At 72.7% G+C, this 17,746-nt stretch carries 18 protein-coding genes; 5 read left to right on the top strand and 13 right to left on the bottom strand.

Annotation, left to right across the window (positions count from 1 at the left end; all coding sequences use genetic code 11):
* Positions 1–4: 4 nt before the first annotated feature.
* Entirely contained in the window at positions 5–202 is a 198-nt protein-coding gene (locus E5083_RS26145; RefSeq protein ID WP_030812868.1) for a DUF1918 domain-containing protein, read from the top strand.
* A gap of 13 nt (positions 203–215) precedes the next feature.
* On the opposite strand, the gene E5083_RS26150 is transcribed toward E5083_RS26145, so the two are convergent.
* Positions 216–1,448, bottom strand: a complete 1,233-nt coding sequence (locus E5083_RS26150; protein ID WP_135788139.1) for a glycoside hydrolase family 10-like protein — start codon at positions 1,446–1,448, stop codon at positions 216–218.
* A gap of 169 nt (positions 1,449–1,617) precedes the next feature.
* On the opposite strand from E5083_RS26150, the gene E5083_RS26155 reads away from it, so the two are divergent.
* Positions 1,618–2,490, top strand: a complete 873-nt coding sequence (locus tag E5083_RS26155) for a 3-hydroxybutyryl-CoA dehydrogenase (protein ID WP_135788140.1) — start codon at positions 1,618–1,620, stop codon at positions 2,488–2,490.
* A 202-nt stretch (positions 2,491–2,692) separates the two neighbouring features.
* The gene (locus E5083_RS26160) at positions 2,693–2,950 is read left to right on the top strand and encodes a hypothetical protein (protein WP_030812856.1); all 258 of its coding nucleotides are present in this window, start codon (positions 2,693–2,695) and stop codon (positions 2,948–2,950) included.
* Here the strand turns inward: E5083_RS26160 and E5083_RS26165 are convergent.
* From E5083_RS26165 to infC, 9 genes are all read right to left on the bottom strand, one after another.
* Positions 2,944–3,483, bottom strand: a complete 540-nt coding sequence (locus E5083_RS26165) for an NUDIX hydrolase (protein ID WP_135788141.1) — start codon at positions 3,481–3,483, stop codon at positions 2,944–2,946. The two genes, E5083_RS26160 and E5083_RS26165, sit on opposite strands and share 7 nt — an antisense overlap.
* A 97-nt stretch (positions 3,484–3,580) precedes the next feature.
* A complete protein-coding gene (locus tag E5083_RS26170; RefSeq protein WP_135788142.1) occupies positions 3,581–4,921 on the bottom strand; it encodes an NsdA family TPR-like regulatory protein in 1,341 nt (446 codons plus the stop codon).
* Between the two features lie 392 nt (positions 4,922–5,313).
* Positions 5,314–7,827 carry a phenylalanine--tRNA ligase subunit beta gene (pheT, locus tag E5083_RS26175; protein WP_135788143.1) on the bottom strand — a complete coding sequence of 838 codons (2,514 nt, stop codon included), beginning with the start codon at positions 7,825–7,827 and terminating at the stop codon, positions 5,314–5,316.
* Positions 7,827–8,948: a phenylalanine--tRNA ligase subunit alpha gene (gene pheS / locus E5083_RS26180; protein ID WP_135788144.1), complete on the bottom strand. Its 1,122-nt coding sequence runs from the start codon at positions 8,946–8,948 to the stop codon at positions 7,827–7,829. The genes pheT and pheS overlap by 1 nt, the downstream gene beginning before the upstream one ends.
* Positions 8,949–9,084: 136 nt before the next feature.
* Positions 9,085–10,200, bottom strand: a complete 1,116-nt coding sequence (locus E5083_RS26185; RefSeq protein WP_135788145.1) for a sensor histidine kinase — start codon at positions 10,198–10,200, stop codon at positions 9,085–9,087.
* Positions 10,201–10,251: 51 nt separating this feature from the next.
* Positions 10,252–11,112, bottom strand: coding sequence for a TrmH family RNA methyltransferase (locus E5083_RS26190; RefSeq protein WP_135788146.1), 861 nt, complete (start codon positions 11,110–11,112; stop codon positions 10,252–10,254).
* 106 nt (positions 11,113–11,218) lie between these two features.
* Positions 11,219–11,602, bottom strand: coding sequence for a 50S ribosomal protein L20 (gene rplT / locus E5083_RS26195; protein ID WP_030812835.1), 384 nt, complete (start codon positions 11,600–11,602; stop codon positions 11,219–11,221).
* Positions 11,603–11,707: 105 nt separating this feature from the next.
* Entirely contained in the window at positions 11,708–11,902 is a 195-nt protein-coding gene (gene rpmI, locus E5083_RS26200; RefSeq protein ID WP_018549118.1) for a 50S ribosomal protein L35, read from the bottom strand.
* A 113-nt stretch (positions 11,903–12,015) separates the two neighbouring features.
* Entirely contained in the window at positions 12,016–12,702 is a 687-nt protein-coding gene (gene infC, locus E5083_RS26205) for a translation initiation factor IF-3 (protein WP_167513640.1), read from the bottom strand.
* A 362-nt stretch (positions 12,703–13,064) separates the two neighbouring features.
* On the opposite strand from infC, the gene E5083_RS26210 reads away from it, so the two are divergent.
* Positions 13,065–13,421, top strand: coding sequence for a DUF1844 domain-containing protein (locus E5083_RS26210; RefSeq protein WP_030812829.1), 357 nt, complete (start codon positions 13,065–13,067; stop codon positions 13,419–13,421).
* An 18-nt stretch (positions 13,422–13,439) separates the two neighbouring features.
* Here the strand turns inward: E5083_RS26210 and E5083_RS26215 are convergent, their stop codons facing one another.
* Positions 13,440–14,171, bottom strand: coding sequence for an SseB family protein (locus E5083_RS26215; RefSeq protein ID WP_135788147.1), 732 nt, complete (start codon positions 14,169–14,171; stop codon positions 13,440–13,442).
* Between the two features lie 159 nt (positions 14,172–14,330).
* Between E5083_RS26215 and E5083_RS26220 the strand changes: the two genes are divergently transcribed.
* Positions 14,331–15,272, top strand: coding sequence for a serine hydrolase (locus E5083_RS26220; protein WP_135788148.1), 942 nt, complete (start codon positions 14,331–14,333; stop codon positions 15,270–15,272).
* On the opposite strand, the gene mycP is transcribed toward E5083_RS26220, so the two are convergent.
* Positions 15,273–16,442, bottom strand: coding sequence for a type VII secretion-associated serine protease mycosin (gene mycP, locus E5083_RS26225; protein WP_135788149.1), 1,170 nt, complete (start codon positions 16,440–16,442; stop codon positions 15,273–15,275). It abuts the gene before it with no gap.
* Positions 16,439–17,614 (bottom strand): hypothetical protein, encoded by a 1,176-nt coding sequence (locus E5083_RS26230; protein ID WP_279632520.1) that lies wholly within the window; start codon positions 17,612–17,614, stop codon positions 16,439–16,441. The genes mycP and E5083_RS26230 overlap by 4 nt, the downstream gene beginning before the upstream one ends.
* Between the last annotated feature and the right edge of the window lie 132 nt (positions 17,615–17,746).

Genomic DNA, 17,746 nt, shown 5'->3' on the forward strand with positions numbered 1-17,746 from the left:
GACAATGCGCGCGTCGAAGGGCGACCACCTTGTCCAGCACGGACGTGTGGTCGGCCAACACGATCAGGTCACCGAAGTGGTCGAAGTGATCGGCGAGGAGGGCGAACCGCCCTACCGCGTCCGCTTCGAGGACGGGCACGAGGCCATCATGTCGCCCGGCCCGGACTGCCAGGTCCGGCACCACGAGGACGAGACGAGCTAGCGGAACAACGGGGTCAGCGCGGGGGTCTCGCCGGCCGGCGGTAGTGGTCGGCGACCACCCGCGCCATCGCGCCCAGCGGATCGCGGGCCACGTCCTGGGCGGCGAAGAACACATGCCCGCGCACCTGCGGATATCGAGCGGCCAAAGTGAGATGCCGGGACAGTTCGGCGGGGTCCTGCCAGGCGGGGGGCTGCCCCGTCGCGCCCGCCTTGTACAGCGCCTCCCCCACGTACAGCCGGGTCCGGGTGCCCGCGGCCTCGGCCGCCCACCAGTCGAGGAGCCTGGCGTAGTCGGCGGCCGGGAAGCCGATGTTCCAGTAGATCTGCGGGACGATGTAGTCGATCCAGTGCTCGCGCACCCACTTCCGGGTGTCGGCGTACAGGTCGTCGTACGTCTGCACGCCCGCCTGGGTGTCCGAGCCGCGCGGGTCGGTCGCCGCGTTGCGCCAGACGCCGAAGGGGCTGATCCCGAACCGGGTGCCGGGCCGTACCCGCCGGATACCTGCCGCGACCTCCCGCACCAGCCGGTCGATGTTGTGGCGCCGCCAGGCGGCCCGGTTGTCGAAGGCACCCCCGTACGCGTCGTAGGCCGCGTCGTCGTCGAAGGTCTGCCCGGCGACCGGGTACGGGTAGAAGTAGTCGTCGAAGTGCACCGCGTCCACGGGGTACTTGGCGACCGCGTCCAGCATGGCCAGCCGGACGAACCGCCGGACCTCGGGCAGGCCGGGGTTGTAGTACAGCTTGCCGCCGTAGGGCACCACCCACTCCGGGTGCAGCCGCGCCGGGTGGTCCGGGGTGAGCCGGCCGGGGTCGGTGTGGTTGGCGATGCGGTACGGGTTGAACCAGGCGTGCAGCTCAAGTCCGCGCGCGTGGGCCTCGCGCACGGCGGTGCCCAGCGGGTCCCAGCCGGGGTCGCGGCCCTGGGTGCCGGTCAGGTACTCCGACCAGGGCTCGTACGGGGAGGGCCACAGGGCGTCGGCGGTGGGGCGCACCTGGAAGATCACGGTGTTCAGCCGGTCCGCCACCGCCCGGTCGAGGTGGGCGATCAGCTCCGCCCGCTGTTCCTCGGGCGGGAGCCCCGGCCGCGAGGGCCAGTCCCGGTTCGCGACGGTGGCGAGCCAGACCCCGCGCATCTCCCGGCGGTGCTGCCCGGAGGCGTACGCCGGAGTGCTCAGGCCCGCCGTCAGAGCCGCCAGCGTCCCCAGGGCGAGCGTCCGCCGCGAGACGGTTGCCGCACGACTGACCATTCCTGCCTCTCCCACGCTCCGAGTCCGCCCCGTGACGGATCGTCCCGGAGGCACGGCTTGTCCCTACCCCGTCGATCGATCATCGATACTTGGCGGTAACGTGCACGATCGGAGCAGGCACCGAAACCGGACGCCCTGCACGAGCCGGAGAACCAGCGAAGGGGACGATGTGACGGACTTCCGAGCCGGAGACATCTCGCGCGTCGGAGTCGTGGGCTGCGGCCAGATGGGCGCGGGCATCGCCGAGGTGTGCGCACGCGCGGGACTGGACGTGATGGTCGCCGAGACCACCGGCGACGCCCTGGAGTACGGCCGTACCCGGCTGCACAACTCCCTGGCCAAGGCGGCCGAGCGCGGCAAGATCAGCGAGGAGGAGCGCGACGCGGCCCTCTCCCGGCTGAGCTTCACCACCGACCTGGGCGAGTTCGCCGACCGCGATCTGGTGATCGAGGCCGTGGTGGAGAACGAGCAGGTGAAGACGGAGATCTTCCAGGTGCTCGACCAGGTGGTGACCCGCCCGGACGCGATCCTGGCCTCCAACACCTCCTCCATCCCCCTGGTCAAGCTGGCGGTCGCCACCTCGCGCCCCGACCATGTGATCGGCATCCACTTCTTCAACCCGGCCCCGGTGCAGAACCTGGTCGAGCTGATCCCGGCCCTCACCACCTCCGAGGGCACGCTCAGCCGGGCGCAGATCTTCGCCGAGAAGACGCTGGGCAAGCACGCCATCCGCGCGCAGGACCGCTCCGGCTTCGTCGTCAACGCGCTGCTGGTGCCGTACCTCCTCTCCGCGATCCGCATGTTCGAGTCCGGCATCGCCAGCCGCGAGGACATCGACAACGGTATGGAGATGGGCTGTGCCCACCCGATGGGGCCGCTGAAGCTCTCCGACCTCATCGGCCTGGACACGATCGTCTCGATCGCCAACTCCATGTACACCGAGTACAAGGAGCCCCTGTACGCCGCTCCCCCGCTGCTCCAGCGCATGGTCGAGGCGGGCCGGCTGGGCCGGAAGTCCGGGTCGGGCTTCTACTCGTACTGAGCGCCCCGCTGAGCAAGCGGAACGCGGATGGACCCGGTACTCGGATGAGTGCCGGGTCCATGTGTTTCACACTCCGTGTGCGCCGGGGGCTCGCATATGCCTTTCGCACACGCTCCCCACGGGCCCACCAGGGCGGTTGACTCTGCATGCGCATGCAAGGGATGCGGAGTCGTCCCGTCCGACCACAGAGAGGAGTGGACCCGTGACCGTCGAACCGGAGCAGGCCGTGGTTCACGGAGAACTGGCCGAGTTACGCCGCCGCCTCGACGTCGCCTACGCGCGCGTCGAAGGCGGGCTGGCACTGCTCAGTCACCGTACCGAGGAGACCGCCAAGGAGCTCGACGAGCTGAACTCCCGGGTGAAGTCCCTCGAACACGCCCGTTGGCCGCTGACCTCGGTGGCCGCGCTCACCGCCCTGGGGGCGCTCGCCGTCGCCGTCTGGCAGGCGCTGGCTCACTGACCGTCGGCGAGCCGGAGATGGTGCAGCAGGAGTAACGCGGCCGCCATGTTGGCGGCCGGGACCTCCCCTCGGGCGATCATGTCGGGGACGAGTTTGAGCGGGACCCACTCACGGCGGTCCGACTCGAAGTCGTCCACGGGATGACCGGTGTACTCACCCTGGTCGGACCAGTAGACGTGGTGCCGGGCGTCGGTGAGGCCGTTGGACGGCTCCACCGTCATCAGGTGGTGCAGAGGCCCCGGCCGCCAGCCGGTCTCCTCCTCCAGTTCCCGCGCGGCCGCGGTCATGATGTCCTCGCCGTCCTCCACGACCCCCGCGGCCAGTTCCCAGCCCCAACTGTCGGTGATGAAGCGGTGCCGCCACAGCAGCAGGACCTCGTTGGCCTCGTTGACCACCGTGGCGACGGCGACCGGACGGAGCCGGATCAGGAAGTGGTCCAGATGTGAGCCGTTGGGCAGCTCCACATCCGCCAGATTGACGCTGAACCAGCGGTTCGCGTACACAGTTTGTTCGTTCTGTTTCGTCCACTGCACGGTTCTGCCACCTTCCGCCGAGTAAGTGGCAATATCGCAGCAGGGACTATTCCCGGCCTACAGGGCGCTCGCTTCGGCGGCGCGCGCCCCCCGTCCGCTACAGCGGGACGCGCAGCGCGCCGTCGATCAGTTCCGCCGCGTCCGCGGTGCCGGCCGAGCCGCAGCGCACCAGGTACTCGCGGACCGCCCGGAGCCGGTCGCGCAGCCGCTGGGACTCCATGCCGCGTGCCTGCTCGGCCATCTGCACGGCCGTCGCCACCGCCTTGTCGGCGTTGCCCTGCCGCAGCTCGATCGTGCTCAGCATCGCCAGCCGGTGCACCCGGCCCCGGTCGTGCGCCGGGGTGTCCACGGCCGCCGCCGCGTGCTCCCGCGCGGCCGACAGCTCCCCGAGGCTCAGCAGCGCCTCGGCCACCTGGACGTTCACCAGCCCCGGCTGCACGTACCCCGTCTCGTCGGGCTCGGTGCCCGGCCGGATCTGCCCGGCCGCCGACTCCGCCCGCCGGATGCAGGACAGCGCGCCGCCCCCGTCGCCGAGGTGCGCGTACGCCTTGGCCTGCATCGCGTACAGGTCGGAGGCGAGCGCCGGGGTGATGTGCCGGCCCGCCGTACGCAGTGCGGCCTCGGCGAAGGCGACCGCCTGCCGGTACTCCCGCATGAACAGGGACTGGTTGACCAGCAGCGCTATCACGTACGCCCCCAGCCCCCGGTCCCCGCTCGCCTTCGCCAGCCGCAGCGCCTGGTGGAAGTAGCGCTGGGCCAGGCCGTGCGCGTCGGAGTCATAGGCGCAGATGCCCGCGATGGCCACCAACCCGCCCGTCGCGCGGTGCAGTTGGCGGCCGGTGTGGTCGGGGTAGCTGCCGCGCAGCAGGGGCGCCGCCTCGGCGTTGAGGAAGCCGACGATGCGGGTGCGGGTCGCCACCCCGCCGGTCTTGCGGTACATCTGCTCATAGTGGGCGCGGGCCGCCCGCAGGGTGCCGATGTCGGCCTCGGTGACCCGCAGTTGGCCGCCGCGCGAGACGTCGACGTCCTCCGGCGGGTTCTCCCACTCCCACACCGGCATCACCGCGGGCGTACCGGTGACGGCGGGGGCGCCCACGACGTGCGGGCGCTGCTGTTCGTCGGAGCGCCACAGCGCGGTGGCCCGCTCCACGAAGCCGGAGAGCGAGCCGGCGTGGACGGTGGCCGGTTCACCCGGTACGCCGAGACCGATGTCGTCTAGCGTGACCGGGCGCCGTAACCGTCCCGCGAGCACCTCGCAGATCAGATCCGGCACCTGGCCTCTGGGCCGCTGGCCCTTCAACCACCGGGCGACGGCGGTGTGTTCGTATCTGAGGGCGAGTCCCCGGCGGCGGCCCGCCTGGTTGACGTGGGCGGCGAGCCCGGCGTGCGAGATCCCCGCCTCGTCCAGGATCGCGTCGAGCAGAGTGTTGGGCTGCATGGTGGCCCCCCGAGTGGCGTGGTGCCGTAAGCGTAGTGCGAACGGGTTCACACGGGGTGTGAACGGAGTGCGCGCATCCGCGCCCCGCGCGCACTGTCCGGCGCGCGGGCCGGACCGCTTCACTTGGGTCCCCGCCTCACCAGAGGCGGGCCGGGCCGCCCGCTCCCCCTCACAAGGCGGCGGTCCGGCCGAGCGCCCCCGGGCGTCGGGCGGAGCCCCGCACTCTCGCCGCCGCGTGGAACCGGTACCGCGTCGCCGGTACGGCCTTCGGGCCACCGGCCCGCGTTCGCGCGGCGGCGGCCGGGCACCCGGCCCGGCGGGCGCCGGGAACGGCGCCGGCCGGCCACGGATCGAGTCCGTGACCGGCCGGTGCCTTCAGGCTCTCGCGGGGGTCAGCCGCGCAGCTCCGCGCCCGTGCGCTCGCCCGCCAGGGCGATCGCGGCGTCGCGCGCGGCGGACGCCTCGTCCACGGTCAGCGTGCGGTCGCCGGCCCGGAAGCGCAGCGCGTACGCGAGGGACTTGCGGCCCTCGCCGAGCTGCTCCGGGTTCTCGTAGACGTCGAACAGCCGGATGGACTCCAGCAGTTCGCCCGCGCCCTCGCGCAGCGCGGCCTCGACGTCGGCGGCGGGCACCGGCTTGTCGACGACCAGCGCGACGTCCTGCGTGGCGACCGGGAAGCTGGAGATGCGGGGCGCCTGCGGGGTGTCGTCGCCGGCCTTCTCCAGGGCGTCCAGGTCGACCTCCATCGCCGAGGTGCGCTCGGGCAGGCCGAGGGCCTTGAGCACGCGCGGGTGGAGTTCGCCCGCGTGGCCGACGACGCGCTCGGCGCCGTCCACCACGACCGCCAGCTCGGCGCAGCGGCCGGGGTGCCAGGGGCCGTACTGGGCCTTGCGCACGATCAGCTCGGCGCCGGCCTCGCGGGCGACGGTGCGGGCGGCCTCGACGGCGTCCGCCCAGTCGGCCGGGCGGCCGTTGCCCCACCAGCCGGCCTGCTCGCGGGCGCCGGTGAGGACGACGGCCGCGTGGCGCGGCTGCTCGGGCAGCGCGGCGTCCAGGCGGGCGATCTCCTCGTCGGTGGGCCGGCGGTCGACGGGCAGGTGCCTGGCGACGGCGGCTTCCTCGCGCGGCAGGAAGACCAGGCCGGTCTCGAACAGCGCCAGGTCGTGCGAACCCCGGCCGTCGTTGCGGCGCAGGGCGCCCAGCAGGCCGGGCAGCAGCGTCGTGCGGAGCGCGGGCTCCTCGTCGCTGAGCGGGTTGGCCAGCTTCACCACGCGGCGGGCCGGGTCATCGGCGTCCAGACCGAGCTGGTCGAAGACCTGCTCGGCGACGAACGGGTAGTTCGGCGCCTCGACGTAGCCCGCGCCGGCCAGCGCGCGGCCGATCCGGCGGTGCAGCCGCTGCCGGTGGGTCAGACCGCGCCCGGAGGGGGGCTTGGGCAGCGTGGAGGGCAGGTTCTCGTACCCCTCCAGCCGGATGACCTCCTCGGCGAGGTCGTTGGGCTCGGTGAGGTCGGGCCGCCAGGACGGGACGGTGACGATCAGCTCGTCCTGCCCGTACACGTCGCAGCCGATCTCCTGGAGCCGGCGGACGACGGTCTCGCGGCCGTAGGTGACGCCCGCGACCTTGTCCGGGTGGTCGGCCGGCATCGCGATCGTGCGCGGCGCGGACGGCGCGACGATCTCCGTGACGCCGGCCTCGGCGGTACCGCCCGCGAGCAGGACCAGCAGGTCCACCGTGCGCTGTGCGGCAGCGGCGGCGGCCTCCGGGTCGACACCGCGCTCGAAGCGGCGGGACGCCTCCGAGGACAGCCTGTGCCGACGGGCCGTACGCGCGACGGAGACGGCGTTGAAGTGGGCCGCCTCCACCACGACGTCCGAGGTGGAGCGCTCGGTGTCGTCGTGGTCGGCGATCTCCGTGTCGGCGCCGCCCATGACACCGGCCAGGCCGATGGGTCCGCGCTCGTCGGTGATGACGAGGTCCTCGGCGTGCAGCGTGCGCTCGACCCCGTCGAGGGTGCGCAGCTTCTCGCCCTCCTCGGCACGGCGGACCCCGATGGCGCCCTGGACCGAGGTGCGGTCGTAGGCGTGCAGGGGCTGGCCCAGCTCCATCATCACGTAGTTGGTGACGTCCACGGCCAGCGAGACCGGGCGCATGCCGACCTTCTGCAGGCGGCGGCGCAGCCAGATCGGGGACCGCGCCTCGGGGCTCAGACCGGTGACGGTGCGGGCGGTGAAGCGGTCGCAGCCCATCGGGTCGGAGACCTTCACCGGGTAGCCGTAGGCGTTCGGCGCCGGCACGTCGATGAGCGCCGGGTCGCGCAGCGGCAGGCCGTAGGCGATGGCGGTCTCGCGGGCCACGCCGCGGATGGACAGGCAGTCGCCGCGGTTGGCGGTGACGGCGATGTCCAGGACCTCGTCGACCAGCTCCAGCAGCTCGATGGCGTCCTTGCCGGTCTCGGTCTCCGGCGGCAGCACGATGATGCCGTGCGTGCCGTCGTCGCCCATGCCCAGCTCGTCGGTGGAGCAGATCATGCCGTGCGAGGTCTTGCCGTACGTCTTGCGGGCGGCGATGGCGAAGTCGCCGGGCAGCACCGCGCCGGGCAGGACCACGACGACCTTGTCGCCGACCGCGAAGTTGCGGGCGCCGCAGACGATCTCCTGCGGCTCACCGGTGCCGTTGGCGGTGCCGACGTCGACCGTGCAGAAGCGGATCGGCTTCTTGAAGCCCTCCAGCTCCTCGATGGTCAGCACCTGGCCGACGACGAGGGGACCCTTCAGGCCGGCGCCGAGCTGCTCGACGGTCTCGACCTCGAGGCCGGAGTCGATGAGCTTGGCCTGTACGTCACGGCCGGTCTCGGACTCCGGCAGGTCGACGTACTCCCGCAGCCAGGAAAGCGGGACACGCATCAGATCTCCATCCCGAACGGCCGGGTGAACCGGACGTCACCCTCGACCATGTCTCGCATGTCTTCGACGTTGTGGCGGAACATCAGCATCCGCTCGATGCCGAATCCGAAGGCGAACCCGCTGTACTTCTCCGGGTCGACGCCGCAGGCGGCCAGCACCTTGGGGTTGACCATGCCGCAGCCGCCCAGCTCGATCCAGCCCTCGCTGGAGCAGGTGCGGCAGGGCCGGTCGGGGTTGCCGACGGAGGCGCCGCGGCAGACGTAGCACTCCATGTCCATCTCGGCGGACGGCTCGGTGAACGGGAAGAAGTTCGGCCGCAGCCGGGTCTTCACGCCCTCGCCGAACAGCGCCTGGACCATGTGGTCCAGGGTGCCCTTGAGGTCGGCCATGGTCAGGCCCTCGTCCACGGCGAGCAGCTCGACCTGGTGGAAGACCGGGGTGTGCGTGGCGTCCAGCTCGTCGGTGCGGTAGACGCGGCCGGGGCAGATCACGTAGACCGGCGGCTCGCGGTCCAGCAGGGAGCGGATCTGCACGGGCGAGGTGTGGGTGCGCAGCACGACGCCGGAGTCGGTGCCGCCCTTCGCACCGCGCACGAAGAAGGTGTCGGCCTCGCCGCGCGCCGGGTGGTCGGGGCCGATGTTGAGGGCGTCGAAGTTGAACCACTCGGCCTCGGCCTCGGGGCCCTCGGCGACCTCGTAGCCCATGGCCACGAAGACGTCCTCGATGCGCTCGGAGAGCGTGGTCAGCGGGTGCCGGGCACCGGCGGCGACGCGGTCGTACGGCAGGGTGACGTCGACGTCCTCCTCGACCAGCACCCGCGCGTCACGCTCGGCCTCCAGCTCCGCCTGCCGGGCCGCCAGCGCCTTGTTGACCGCGCCGCGGGCCATGCCGACCCGCTTGCCGGCCTCGGCCTTGGCGTGCGGGGGCAGGGCGCCGATCTCGCGGTTGGCGAGGGACAGCGGGGAGGCCGGGCCGGTGTGGGCGACCTTGGCCTCGTGGAGCGCGTCGAGGGAGTCCGCGGCACCGAAGGCGGCGAGCGCCTCGTCCCGCATACGCTCGATCTGTTCCGGTTTCAACGTCTCGACCTCGACAGGGTCGTACGACTTATTCGGTGCCGACATCTCTTCCCGTGCTTCCGATTGGGTGGCTGGTGGTCCCGTCACCGCCCGAGGGGGTCCCGGCGGGCCGCGTGCGGACACAAAGGTGCCAGGGGCCGAGTCTAACGGGGACGGGCTGGGCGAATGGCCCGCGGGCGCTTCAGGCCAGGTAGGCCGGGGCGCTCACGGGCAACGTAAATCGGAACTGCGCGCCGCCGCCGGGGGCGCGGCCGACCGTGATGGTGCCGCCGTGGGCCTCGACGATGCCCTTGACGATGTACAGCCCGAGGCCGGTGCCGCCGCGCTTGCTGCCCCGCCAGAAGCGGGTGAAGACGCGGTTCATGGACTCCTCCGGGATGCCGGGCCCCTCGTCGCTCACCGTGACCGACGTGGCTGTCTCCTCGCCCTCGCGCGGGGACGGGGCGGGCGTGACGTCGATTGTGACGGTTCCGGCGCCGTGGCGCACCGCGTTTTCCAGCAGGTTGCTGAGCACCTGGTCGACCTTGTCGGGGTCGGCCCACAGGGCGGGCAGCGGGTGCTCGACGCGGAGCAGGAAGCGGTCGGCGGGCTGGCCGGCGGCGACATGGGCCTGGATGTGACGGCCGACGGCGGCCGCGGTGTCGACCGGCTGGCGGCGCACCTCAAGGCGGCCGCTGTCGATGCGGGAGATGTCGAGGAGTTCGGCGATGAGCCGGGTGACCCGGTCGGCGTCGGCGTCGACGGTCTCCAGCATCAGCCGTTTCTGCTCGTCGGTGAACCGCTCCCACTTGGCCAGCAGGGTCGCGGTGAAGCCCTTGACGGAGGTCAGCGGGGAGCGCAGCTCGTGGGCGACGGTGGCGATCAGCTCGGCGTGGCTGCGCTCGGTACGGCGCCGGGCGTCGGTGTCCCGCAGGGTGACGACCAGGCGGCGCAGCGGGCCGAGGGGCTCGTCGCGTACGTAACGGGCGGCGACCAGGACCTCGCGGCCGCCGGGCAGCAGCAGGTTCCGCTCGGGCTGGCGGACCCGGATGGCGAGACCGCCGTAGGGGTCGGTGAGCTGCCACCAGCGACGGCCTTCGAGGTCCTCCAGCGGCAGCGCCGTCTCCAGCGGCCGGCCGAGGGCGTCGGCGGGGCTGACGGCGGTGATCCGGGCGGCGGCGGCGTTGAACCGTACGACCCGGCCGTGCTCGTCGGCGACGACGAGCCCGTCGGGGAGCTGGTCGGGGTCGATCGGGTCGGCGGGAAACGCGCGCACGTCCCGCCCGTCCGGCGCCGCACTCGTGCCGACCACACTCATCCCCGTACCCCACCTCTCAGCCTGCGCAGGGCCCCCGAGTGCGTCACCCTACTAGTTCGGCGCGGCGGAACGGCAGCCTCCGGGAGCGCGCTGGGCGCGCGCCGACGCGTAGAGGCATACGGCCGCGGCGGTGGCGAGGTTCAGGCTCTCGGCCTTGCCGTGGATGGGGACGCTGACGACGGCGTCGGCGAGGGCGCGGGTCTCCTCGGGCAGGCCCCACGCCTCGTTGCCGAACACCCAGGCGGTGGGGTCGCCCATGGCGCCCTTGTCCAGCTCCTCATCGAGGTCCCGGTCACCGGCGCCGTCGGCGGCGAGGATACGCACCCCCGCGTCCTTCAGCCCCTGTACGGCCTGCTCGACGGGGACGCCCATGGCGACGGGCAGGTGGAACAGGGAGCCGACGGAGGCGCGTACGGCCTTGGGGTTGTACAGGTCCACGGAGGCGTCGGTGAGGATCACCGCGTCGGCACCGGCGGCGTCCGCGCAGCGCAGTACGGTGCCCGCGTTGCCGGGGTCGCGGACGTGCGCGAGGACGGCGACCAGCTTCGGGCGGGCGGCGAGGATGTCCTCGAACGGGGTGTCCAGGAACCGGCAGACGCCGACGACGCCCTGCGGGGTGACGGTGGTGGAGATGTCGGCGATGACGTCCTCGTCGGCGAGGTGCACCCGGGCGCCCGCGGCGCGTGCCTCGGCGATGATCCCGGCGTACCGCTCCGCGGCCTCGACGGTGGCGAACAGCTCCACCAGCGTGGACTCGCCGCCCACCCGGTGCTCTGCGGCCTCCCGCACGGCCTGCGGCCCCTCCGCGAGGAACAGCCGCTCCTTCCCCCGGAAATTCCGCCTCCCCAACCGCCGCGCGGCACTCACCCGCGCGGAACGAGGAGAGATCAACTCGGAGTTACCGGAGCCCATGTTCCTCATCACCTTCAACCGAGATCCCAACGAGAACAAACAGCAGGACCCGCAAGCTCAGTAGCCTGCGGGTCCTACATTCAACCGGCTCAAGGCCAGCGCAGCGTCACGCAGCCTTGGGCGCGTTCACGTCCGCCGGGAGCGCCTTCTGGGCGACCTCGACGAGCGCCGCGAAGGCGGTGCCGTCGTTGACGGCCAGCTCGGCCAGGATCTTGCGGTCGACCTCGATGTTCGCGGCCTTCAGACCCTGGATGAAGCGGTTGTAGGTGATGCCGTTGGCGCGGGCAGCGGCGTTGATCCGCTGGATCCAGAGCTGACGGAAGTCACCCTTGCGCTTCTTGCGGTCGTTGTAGTTGTAGACCAGCGAGTGGGTGACCTGCTCCTTGGCCTTGCGGTACAGGCGCGAGCGCTGACCACGGTAGCCGGAAGCCTGCTCGAGGATCGCCCGGCGCTTCTTGTGGGCGTTGACTGCCCGCTTGACGCGTGCCACTTGTTAACTCCTTGTAGCGGGGCCGGTGAGTGGACTCGGACTCACACGACCCGAAAACGATTGGGTCCCGGTGTCGACGTACGGCGCGCTAGGGGCGCCGCGACGTCACTTGCCGAGAAGCTTCTTGATCTTCGCGGCGTCGCCCGGAGCCATCTCGGCGGTGCCGGTGAGGCGGCGCGTCACGCGGGACGACTTGTGCTCGAGCAGGTGGCGCTTGCCGGCGCGCTCACGGAGCACCTTGCCGGAGCCGGTGACCTTGAAGCGCTTGCTGGCACCGCTGTGCGACTTGTTCTTCGGCATAGCGCCGTTATCTCCTCGTCGGTGGCGCTCCGGTGCCCGGTCGTGAAACCGGGCACGGTGGAGCGTCGCTCTCTTATCGGTTGGTTCCGTCGGGACCTCTCGGTCCCTCGGGATCACGCCTCGGCGGGAGCCTCGGCAGGGGCCTCGACGTCCACGTCCTCGACGCCGTCGGCGTCCGCGGCGTTCTGCGACTTGCCGGGGTTGGCCTTCGCGTCGGCCTTGCGGGCCTCCTGCGCCTGGCGGGCCTCGGCCATCGCCTCGGTCTTCTTCTTGTGCGGACCGAGAACCATGATCATGTTTCGGCCGTCCTGCTTCGGGTTCGACTCGACGAACCCGAGGTCCTGGACGTCCTCCGCGAGGCGCTGCAGCAGTCGGTAGCCCAGCTCGGGGCGGGACTGCTCACGGCCACGGAACATGATCGTGATCTTGACCTTGTCGCCCTGCTTGAGGAACCGGACGACGTGACCCTTCTTGGTGTCGTAGTCGTGCGGGTCGATCTTCGGCCGGAGCTTCATCTCCTTGATGACCGTGTGCGCCTGGTTCTTGCGCGCCTCACGGGCCTTCATGGCCGACTCGTACTTGAACTTCCCGTAGTCCATGAGCTTGCACACGGGCGGACGGGCGTTCGCCGCGACCTCGACCAGGTCCAGGTCGTACTCCTGCGCAAGCTCCAGTGCCTTGGCCAGGGGGACGATGCCCACCTGCTCGCCACTGGGACCGACAAGTCGCACCTCGGGAACGCGAATCCGGTCGTTGATGCGGGGCTCGGCGCTGATGGATCCTCCTCGGTAGCACCACACGGCGGTCTGGCGGACAGCCGCGTAACGTCTGTATCAGTAAGACCTAACCGCGCCGAAGCACAAAAAATGCCCCGGACGATCACATGCGGGGCTCCTCGAACTACCGGAACACCGCCGCGATGGCCGCGGGGCGCGCTCTCGGACGGTGTCCGCCGCCTGGGCGACGAATCCGTCTGACCGGTGACCCGCCGCCCGTGAGGGTGGTCGGGTGGGAGCTCGAAGCCTCCACTTGTGGGCCGGAGTGCTCGCCGCAAGGCGTACTCGTCCGGCCGGTCGTCACACAAGGTTAGCAGCTCCGGCCGGGAAGGGCTAACCAGGGCCGCCGGGCGCCCGGCCGGTGACCGGCGCCTATCGTGTGGGGTATGAGTGAGACCTCCCCTGAGACGCCCGACTTCGACGCCATGACCCGCGACATCGCCGAGGTCCCCGCCGTCGAGGTGATCGTGACGGTCGCCGTCAACCTGATGAGCGCGGCCGCCGTGAAGCTCGGGCTGAGCGAGGAGGGCGAGAAGTACAAGGACCTGGACGAGGCCCGCAAGCTGATCAGCGCCCTCGCCGGCCTGCTGGACGCGAGCACGACCGAGATCAGCTCCTTCCACGCCGCCCCGCTGCGCGACGGCCTGAAGTCGCTCCAGCTCGCCTTCCGCGAGGCGTCCCTCGTCCCGGACGAGCCGGGCCAGGGCCCCGGTGAGAAGTACACCGGGGCGGTCTACGGCTAGTCGTCGGTCACGTAGTCGTCAGTCACGCACGTACAGGGGCTCGCCCGGAGGGGTGGTTCCGGCCGGCAGGAGTGCCAGGTCGAGGCCGCGCACCAGGCGGGCCCTCAGCGTTTCGTCGGCGGCCAGCCGCTCGGCGACCGCGCGGGCAGCCTGTGCGGGCGGCACGGCCGGGTCCAGGACGAGCGCCAGGGTGCCGTCGGCCTCGCCGGGGCCCAGGTGCGCGGAGCGCACGGCGGGCTCGGCGGCGACGGCCGCGCGGACGGCGGCCACCACGGCCGGGTCGGTCAGCGGGTCCACGCTGGTACGGCCCTCGGCCAGCGCGAGCAGCGCGGGTCCGGTCAGCTCGAACGGCACCGGACCGGCGAGGTCCAGTACGACCGTGTCGGCCTTCTCGTGCGCGGCGGCCTGGAGCGCCTGGTGCAGCGGTACGGCGACCGGCCGGGCGGCGGGGTCCCAGCGGGCCAGCGAGGCGGTGGAGGTGAAGGCGGGCAGCGCGGTGCGCCCGGCGGCCTTCAGCGTGGGAACGGCCATGTCGCTGGTCTTCTCCCGCCGCAGCCCGTTCTCGTCCACCTCGGCCTCCCCGAGCACGGCGACGACGGGCACGAGCAGCCGGGCGCCCTTGAGCGCCTCCAGCACGGGTCCGAGCGCCGTACGGTCCTCGGCCCAGGCCGCGAGCGCGGCGGTCAGCCGGGGATCGGCGGAGCCGTCGTCGTCGGAGAACCCGGAGTCGGGAATGTTCTTGTTCACCACGCTCCCGACCCTATCGGGGGCGCCGGCGGGAGGAATCGGCCGGGTTTGCGCGGACCGGCAACGTGTCCGTCATCCGGTTCACAGGAATCCGGGGATTTGCTGATGTATCTCTAACCTCCGGCTAACCACACGCACAGCCCGCCCCCGCAGCATCGCGGCATGGAGTCCTCCACGGGCGGCCCGGACCGCCGTCGCCGCCGTGCCCGCCGCCGTCCGCTGCTGTCCGCCGCGCTGGTGGCCGTCGTGATCGGCGGGGTCACGGCCGGGGGCACGGTCTATGTGAAGGCGCGGGCGCACGACGGCGGCCGGACCGTATCCTCGCGGGTCCAGGCGGTCCAGAAGGAGGCATCGGTGGAACCCGTGACGCGGCCGGCGGTGGACCGTACGGCGCTGCTCGGCACCGCCATGAAGGCGGTGGACGTGCCCTCGGGCGCTGCCGTGTCGGCGGCGGTGCTCGACCTGGACTCCGGGGAGAGCGCGGTGTACGGGCAGGGCGCCTTCGACACCGCGAGCATCGTCAAGGCCGACATCCTCGCCGCGCTGCTGCTCCGGGCACAGGACGAGGGGCGGCACCTGACGGCGACGGAGAAGGCGTACGCCGTGAAGATGATCGAGTCGAGCGACAACGCCTCCGCGACCGCCCTGTGGAACACCGTGGGCGGCGCCGAGGGGCTGGACGCCGCGAACGCGCGCTTCGGCCTCACCGGCACCTCGGCCGGGGCGAACGGCCTGTGGGGCCTGACCCGGACCACTGCGAAGGACCAACTGACGCTGCTCCGCCAGGTGTTCGGGACCGACTCGAAGCTGACGTCCGCCTCGCGCGCGTACTTGCGGGAGTTGATGGAGTCGGTGGACGCCGGGCAGCGCTGGGGGGTGTCGGCGGCTGCCGGGAGTGGGGTGACGGCGCTCAAGAACGGCTGGCTGCCGCGCAGTACGACCGGGTTGTGGGTCGTGAACAGCATCGGGCGGGTCGAGGCGGCCGACGGGTCCGTGTACCTGGTCGCGGTGCTGTCCAGAGGTACGGCGACCCAGGCGGCCGGGATCTCCCTGGTGGAGTCGGCGGCGCGGGCGGCGGTGGGGGCGTTCGCCGACCCGGCGTGATCAGCCGCCGGTGCCCGGCCTGCGGTTGCGCCAGATCACGGCGGCGGCCGCGATCAGCAGCGCGGTGCCGGTCCCGCCCGCCAGCCACGCCGCCCAGCCGGTGCCGGACGAGGCGGAGTCGGGGGTGTCCGGCCCGGGGCCGAAGTACTTCTTGGCGTAGGTGGCGGGGCGGGGGTTCTCCGGCTTGAGGTTCGTGGCGGCCTTGAGGGCGGCGGCCGGGTCGATCATGCCGAAGCCCCGGGAGTCGTCACGGCCCCCCGTGGGGGCGTCCCGCGCGGTGTCCTCCAGCACTTTCTTGATCTGGGCCGGGGTCAGCTTCGGGCGGTCGGCCTTGAGCAGGGCCGCCGCGCCGGAGACGAAGGCGGAGGCGGCCGAGGTGCCCCAGCCCTCGTAGTAGCGGTGGTCGGGGTCGGCGATGACGACGTCCACGCCGGGCGCGCTGACGGCGGCGTACCAGCGGCGGGTGGAGAAGGAGGCGCGGGTGCCGTAGCGGTCGACGGCGGTGACGGCGATGACGCCGGGGTAGGCGGCCGGGTAGGAGACGTGGTCGCCCTTGTCGCCGCCGTTGCCCGCCGAGGCGACCACGACGACGCCCTTGCCGAGGGCGTACTGCACGGCCTCGTCCTCGCCGGCCTCGGGGTGCGCGGAGTCGGAGTCGTCGCCGAGGGAGAGGTTGATGACGTCGGCGCCGTGGTCGGCGGCCCAGCGGATGCCGTCCGCGAGGGCGTTGCCGCGGGTGACGCGGGCCTTGGAGCGGGCGGGGTCCTTGTCCTCCAGGATGACCCGTACGGGGAGGATCTTCGCCTTGGGCGCCACGCCCATGATCCCGGCGCCGTCGCCCGGCCCGTGCCCGTGACCGGCGATGATCCCGGCCATGGCGGTGCCGTGCCGGGCCCAGGCGCGGTCCCCCGGACCGGCGCCGAAGCCGACCATGTCCTTGCCGGGCAGCACGTTGCCCGCGAGGTCGGGGTGGTCGTCCTCCACGCCGGTGTCGAGCACGGCGACGGTGACGCCCTGCCCCTGGGTGGTGCGCCACGCCTCGTCCAGGTGGAGCGCGGACAGCCCCCACTGCTGGGCGCGGATGGAGTCGGCGTGGGCGGCGGTGGCGGGGAGCAGGGCGAGGCCGGCCGCGAGCAGCAGACTGGACGCGGTGCGGGTACGGCGCCTCATGACGGTTTCTCCGTGGCCGGGCTGACGGTCTGGCGGAGCTTGCGCTGGATGCGGTCGGCGAGCCCCTGCGCCTCGTTGCCGAGCCCGGCCTGCGCGGGCGCGGAGGTGGCGCCGGAGCGCACGGCGTCCGGGGCGGGCTCGGGGGTGTCGACGGTGCGGCCGTCGGCCCAGCCGGAGACGGCGAAGGCGACGATCGGGGCGTCGGTGAGGACGCTGACCGTCCAGCTCGCCCGCTGCTTGGCGCCGAACCCGGCGGCGGGGGTGCCCTTGGCCGCGTACGGCAGGGGCAGCAGGTCGGTGCGCCGGTCCAGGCGCTCGGTGCGGAAGCGGGCGGCGAGCCCGGCCATTGCGGCGGGGTCGGCCTTGGTGAACAGCAGTCCCACGGTGGTGACATGGGTCTGGGTGGCGTCGGTGTAGGTGGCGCGCAGCAGGCGGGCGCAGCCGACGGGGGCGAGGGCGCGCGCCAGCAGCGGGTCGAAGGCTCCCGTGCAGCCGGTGTCGGGGGCCACCGCGATCCGGGTCCAGCTCCGGTCGGCCCCGCCGGGTCCGGCGCCGGTGCCCTTGACGGTGGGCGGGAAGAGCTGGTCGACGGGCACGTTGTGCCAGAGCGACCCGGCGGCGGCGAAGCCGCTGTCGGCGGTGCGGTCGCCGTCCTCCCCGGTGAGCCAACTCCCGGCCAGCGCACCGCCGATGAGCCCGAGCCCGAGGACGACGCAGATGGCGGCGACCCCGGTGCGGCTGCGCAGCCGGGCCAGCGGGCCGAGTCCGCGCACGGGTTCCTCGTACGGCTCGGGCTGTCCGAAGGCGCCGACCGGCCAGGGGGCGTTCCAGGAGAGCGCGGGGTCGGGCGCGGGCGCGGGGCTCCAGGCGGGCGGGGGCGGCACCGGTAGGGCGGGCTCGGGCCCGGCCGGTACGGGGCGCAGCCGGGTGGTGGTCTCGGCCGGGGTGGGCGCGGGCGGGGCGTCGGGGAAGCGCGCGGAGGCCGGCGGGGGCGGCGGAGGGGTGGTGATCCGGGCCTCGGGGACCGGCGGCCGGGTCTCACGGGGGCGTTCGAGCGGGCGGCGTGGGACGAACACCGAGGGCTCGTCCTCGACTTGGGGTTCCGGCTCGGTGGGCGCGGGGTCGTCGGCGGGGCGCGGAGGGAACGGGGCGCGGCGCGCTTCCGTGCTCATGCACCCCCCGTTTCCTGGCGACCGGGCCGACTGCTCGTACGCGGGCCGCCCAGGTGGAGGCGGCCGCGGCCCGTCGGACGAGTTCCGTCCGGGCACGCATACCCGTACGGCTGTACCGGCATCCCGGTTCAG

The organism is Streptomyces bauhiniae, from assembly GCF_004784475.1.
Classification (GTDB): domain Bacteria; phylum Actinomycetota; class Actinomycetes; order Streptomycetales; family Streptomycetaceae; genus Streptomyces; species Streptomyces seoulensis.

Coding starts and splice junctions, on each gene's coding strand:
- E5083_RS26145 (WP_030812868.1), top strand. CDS start 5: ATGCGCGCGTCGAAGGGCGACCACCTTGTCCAGCACGGACGTGTGGTC.
- E5083_RS26150 (WP_135788139.1), bottom strand. CDS start 1,448: ATGGTCAGTCGTGCGGCAACCGTCTCGCGGCGGACGCTCGCCCTGGGG.
- E5083_RS26170 (WP_135788142.1), bottom strand. CDS start 4,921: ATGCAGCCCAACACTCTGCTCGACGCGATCCTGGACGAGGCGGGGATC.
- pheT (WP_135788143.1), bottom strand. CDS start 7,827: ATGCGTGTCCCGCTTTCCTGGCTGCGGGAGTACGTCGACCTGCCGGAG.
- pheS (WP_135788144.1), bottom strand. CDS start 8,948: ATGTCGGCACCGAATAAGTCGTACGACCCTGTCGAGGTCGAGACGTTG.
- E5083_RS26185 (WP_135788145.1), bottom strand. CDS start 10,200: ATGAGTGTGGTCGGCACGAGTGCGGCGCCGGACGGGCGGGACGTGCGC.
- E5083_RS26190 (WP_135788146.1), bottom strand. CDS start 11,112: ATGGGCTCCGGTAACTCCGAGTTGATCTCTCCTCGTTCCGCGCGGGTG.
- rpmI (WP_018549118.1), bottom strand. CDS start 11,902: ATGCCGAAGAACAAGTCGCACAGCGGTGCCAGCAAGCGCTTCAAGGTC.
- E5083_RS26210 (WP_030812829.1), top strand. CDS start 13,065: ATGAGTGAGACCTCCCCTGAGACGCCCGACTTCGACGCCATGACCCGC.
- E5083_RS26220 (WP_135788148.1), top strand. CDS start 14,331: ATGGAGTCCTCCACGGGCGGCCCGGACCGCCGTCGCCGCCGTGCCCGC.
- mycP (WP_135788149.1), bottom strand. CDS start 16,442: ATGAGGCGCCGTACCCGCACCGCGTCCAGTCTGCTGCTCGCGGCCGGC.
- E5083_RS26230 (WP_279632520.1), bottom strand. CDS start 17,614: ATGAGCACGGAAGCGCGCCGCGCCCCGTTCCCTCCGCGCCCCGCCGAC.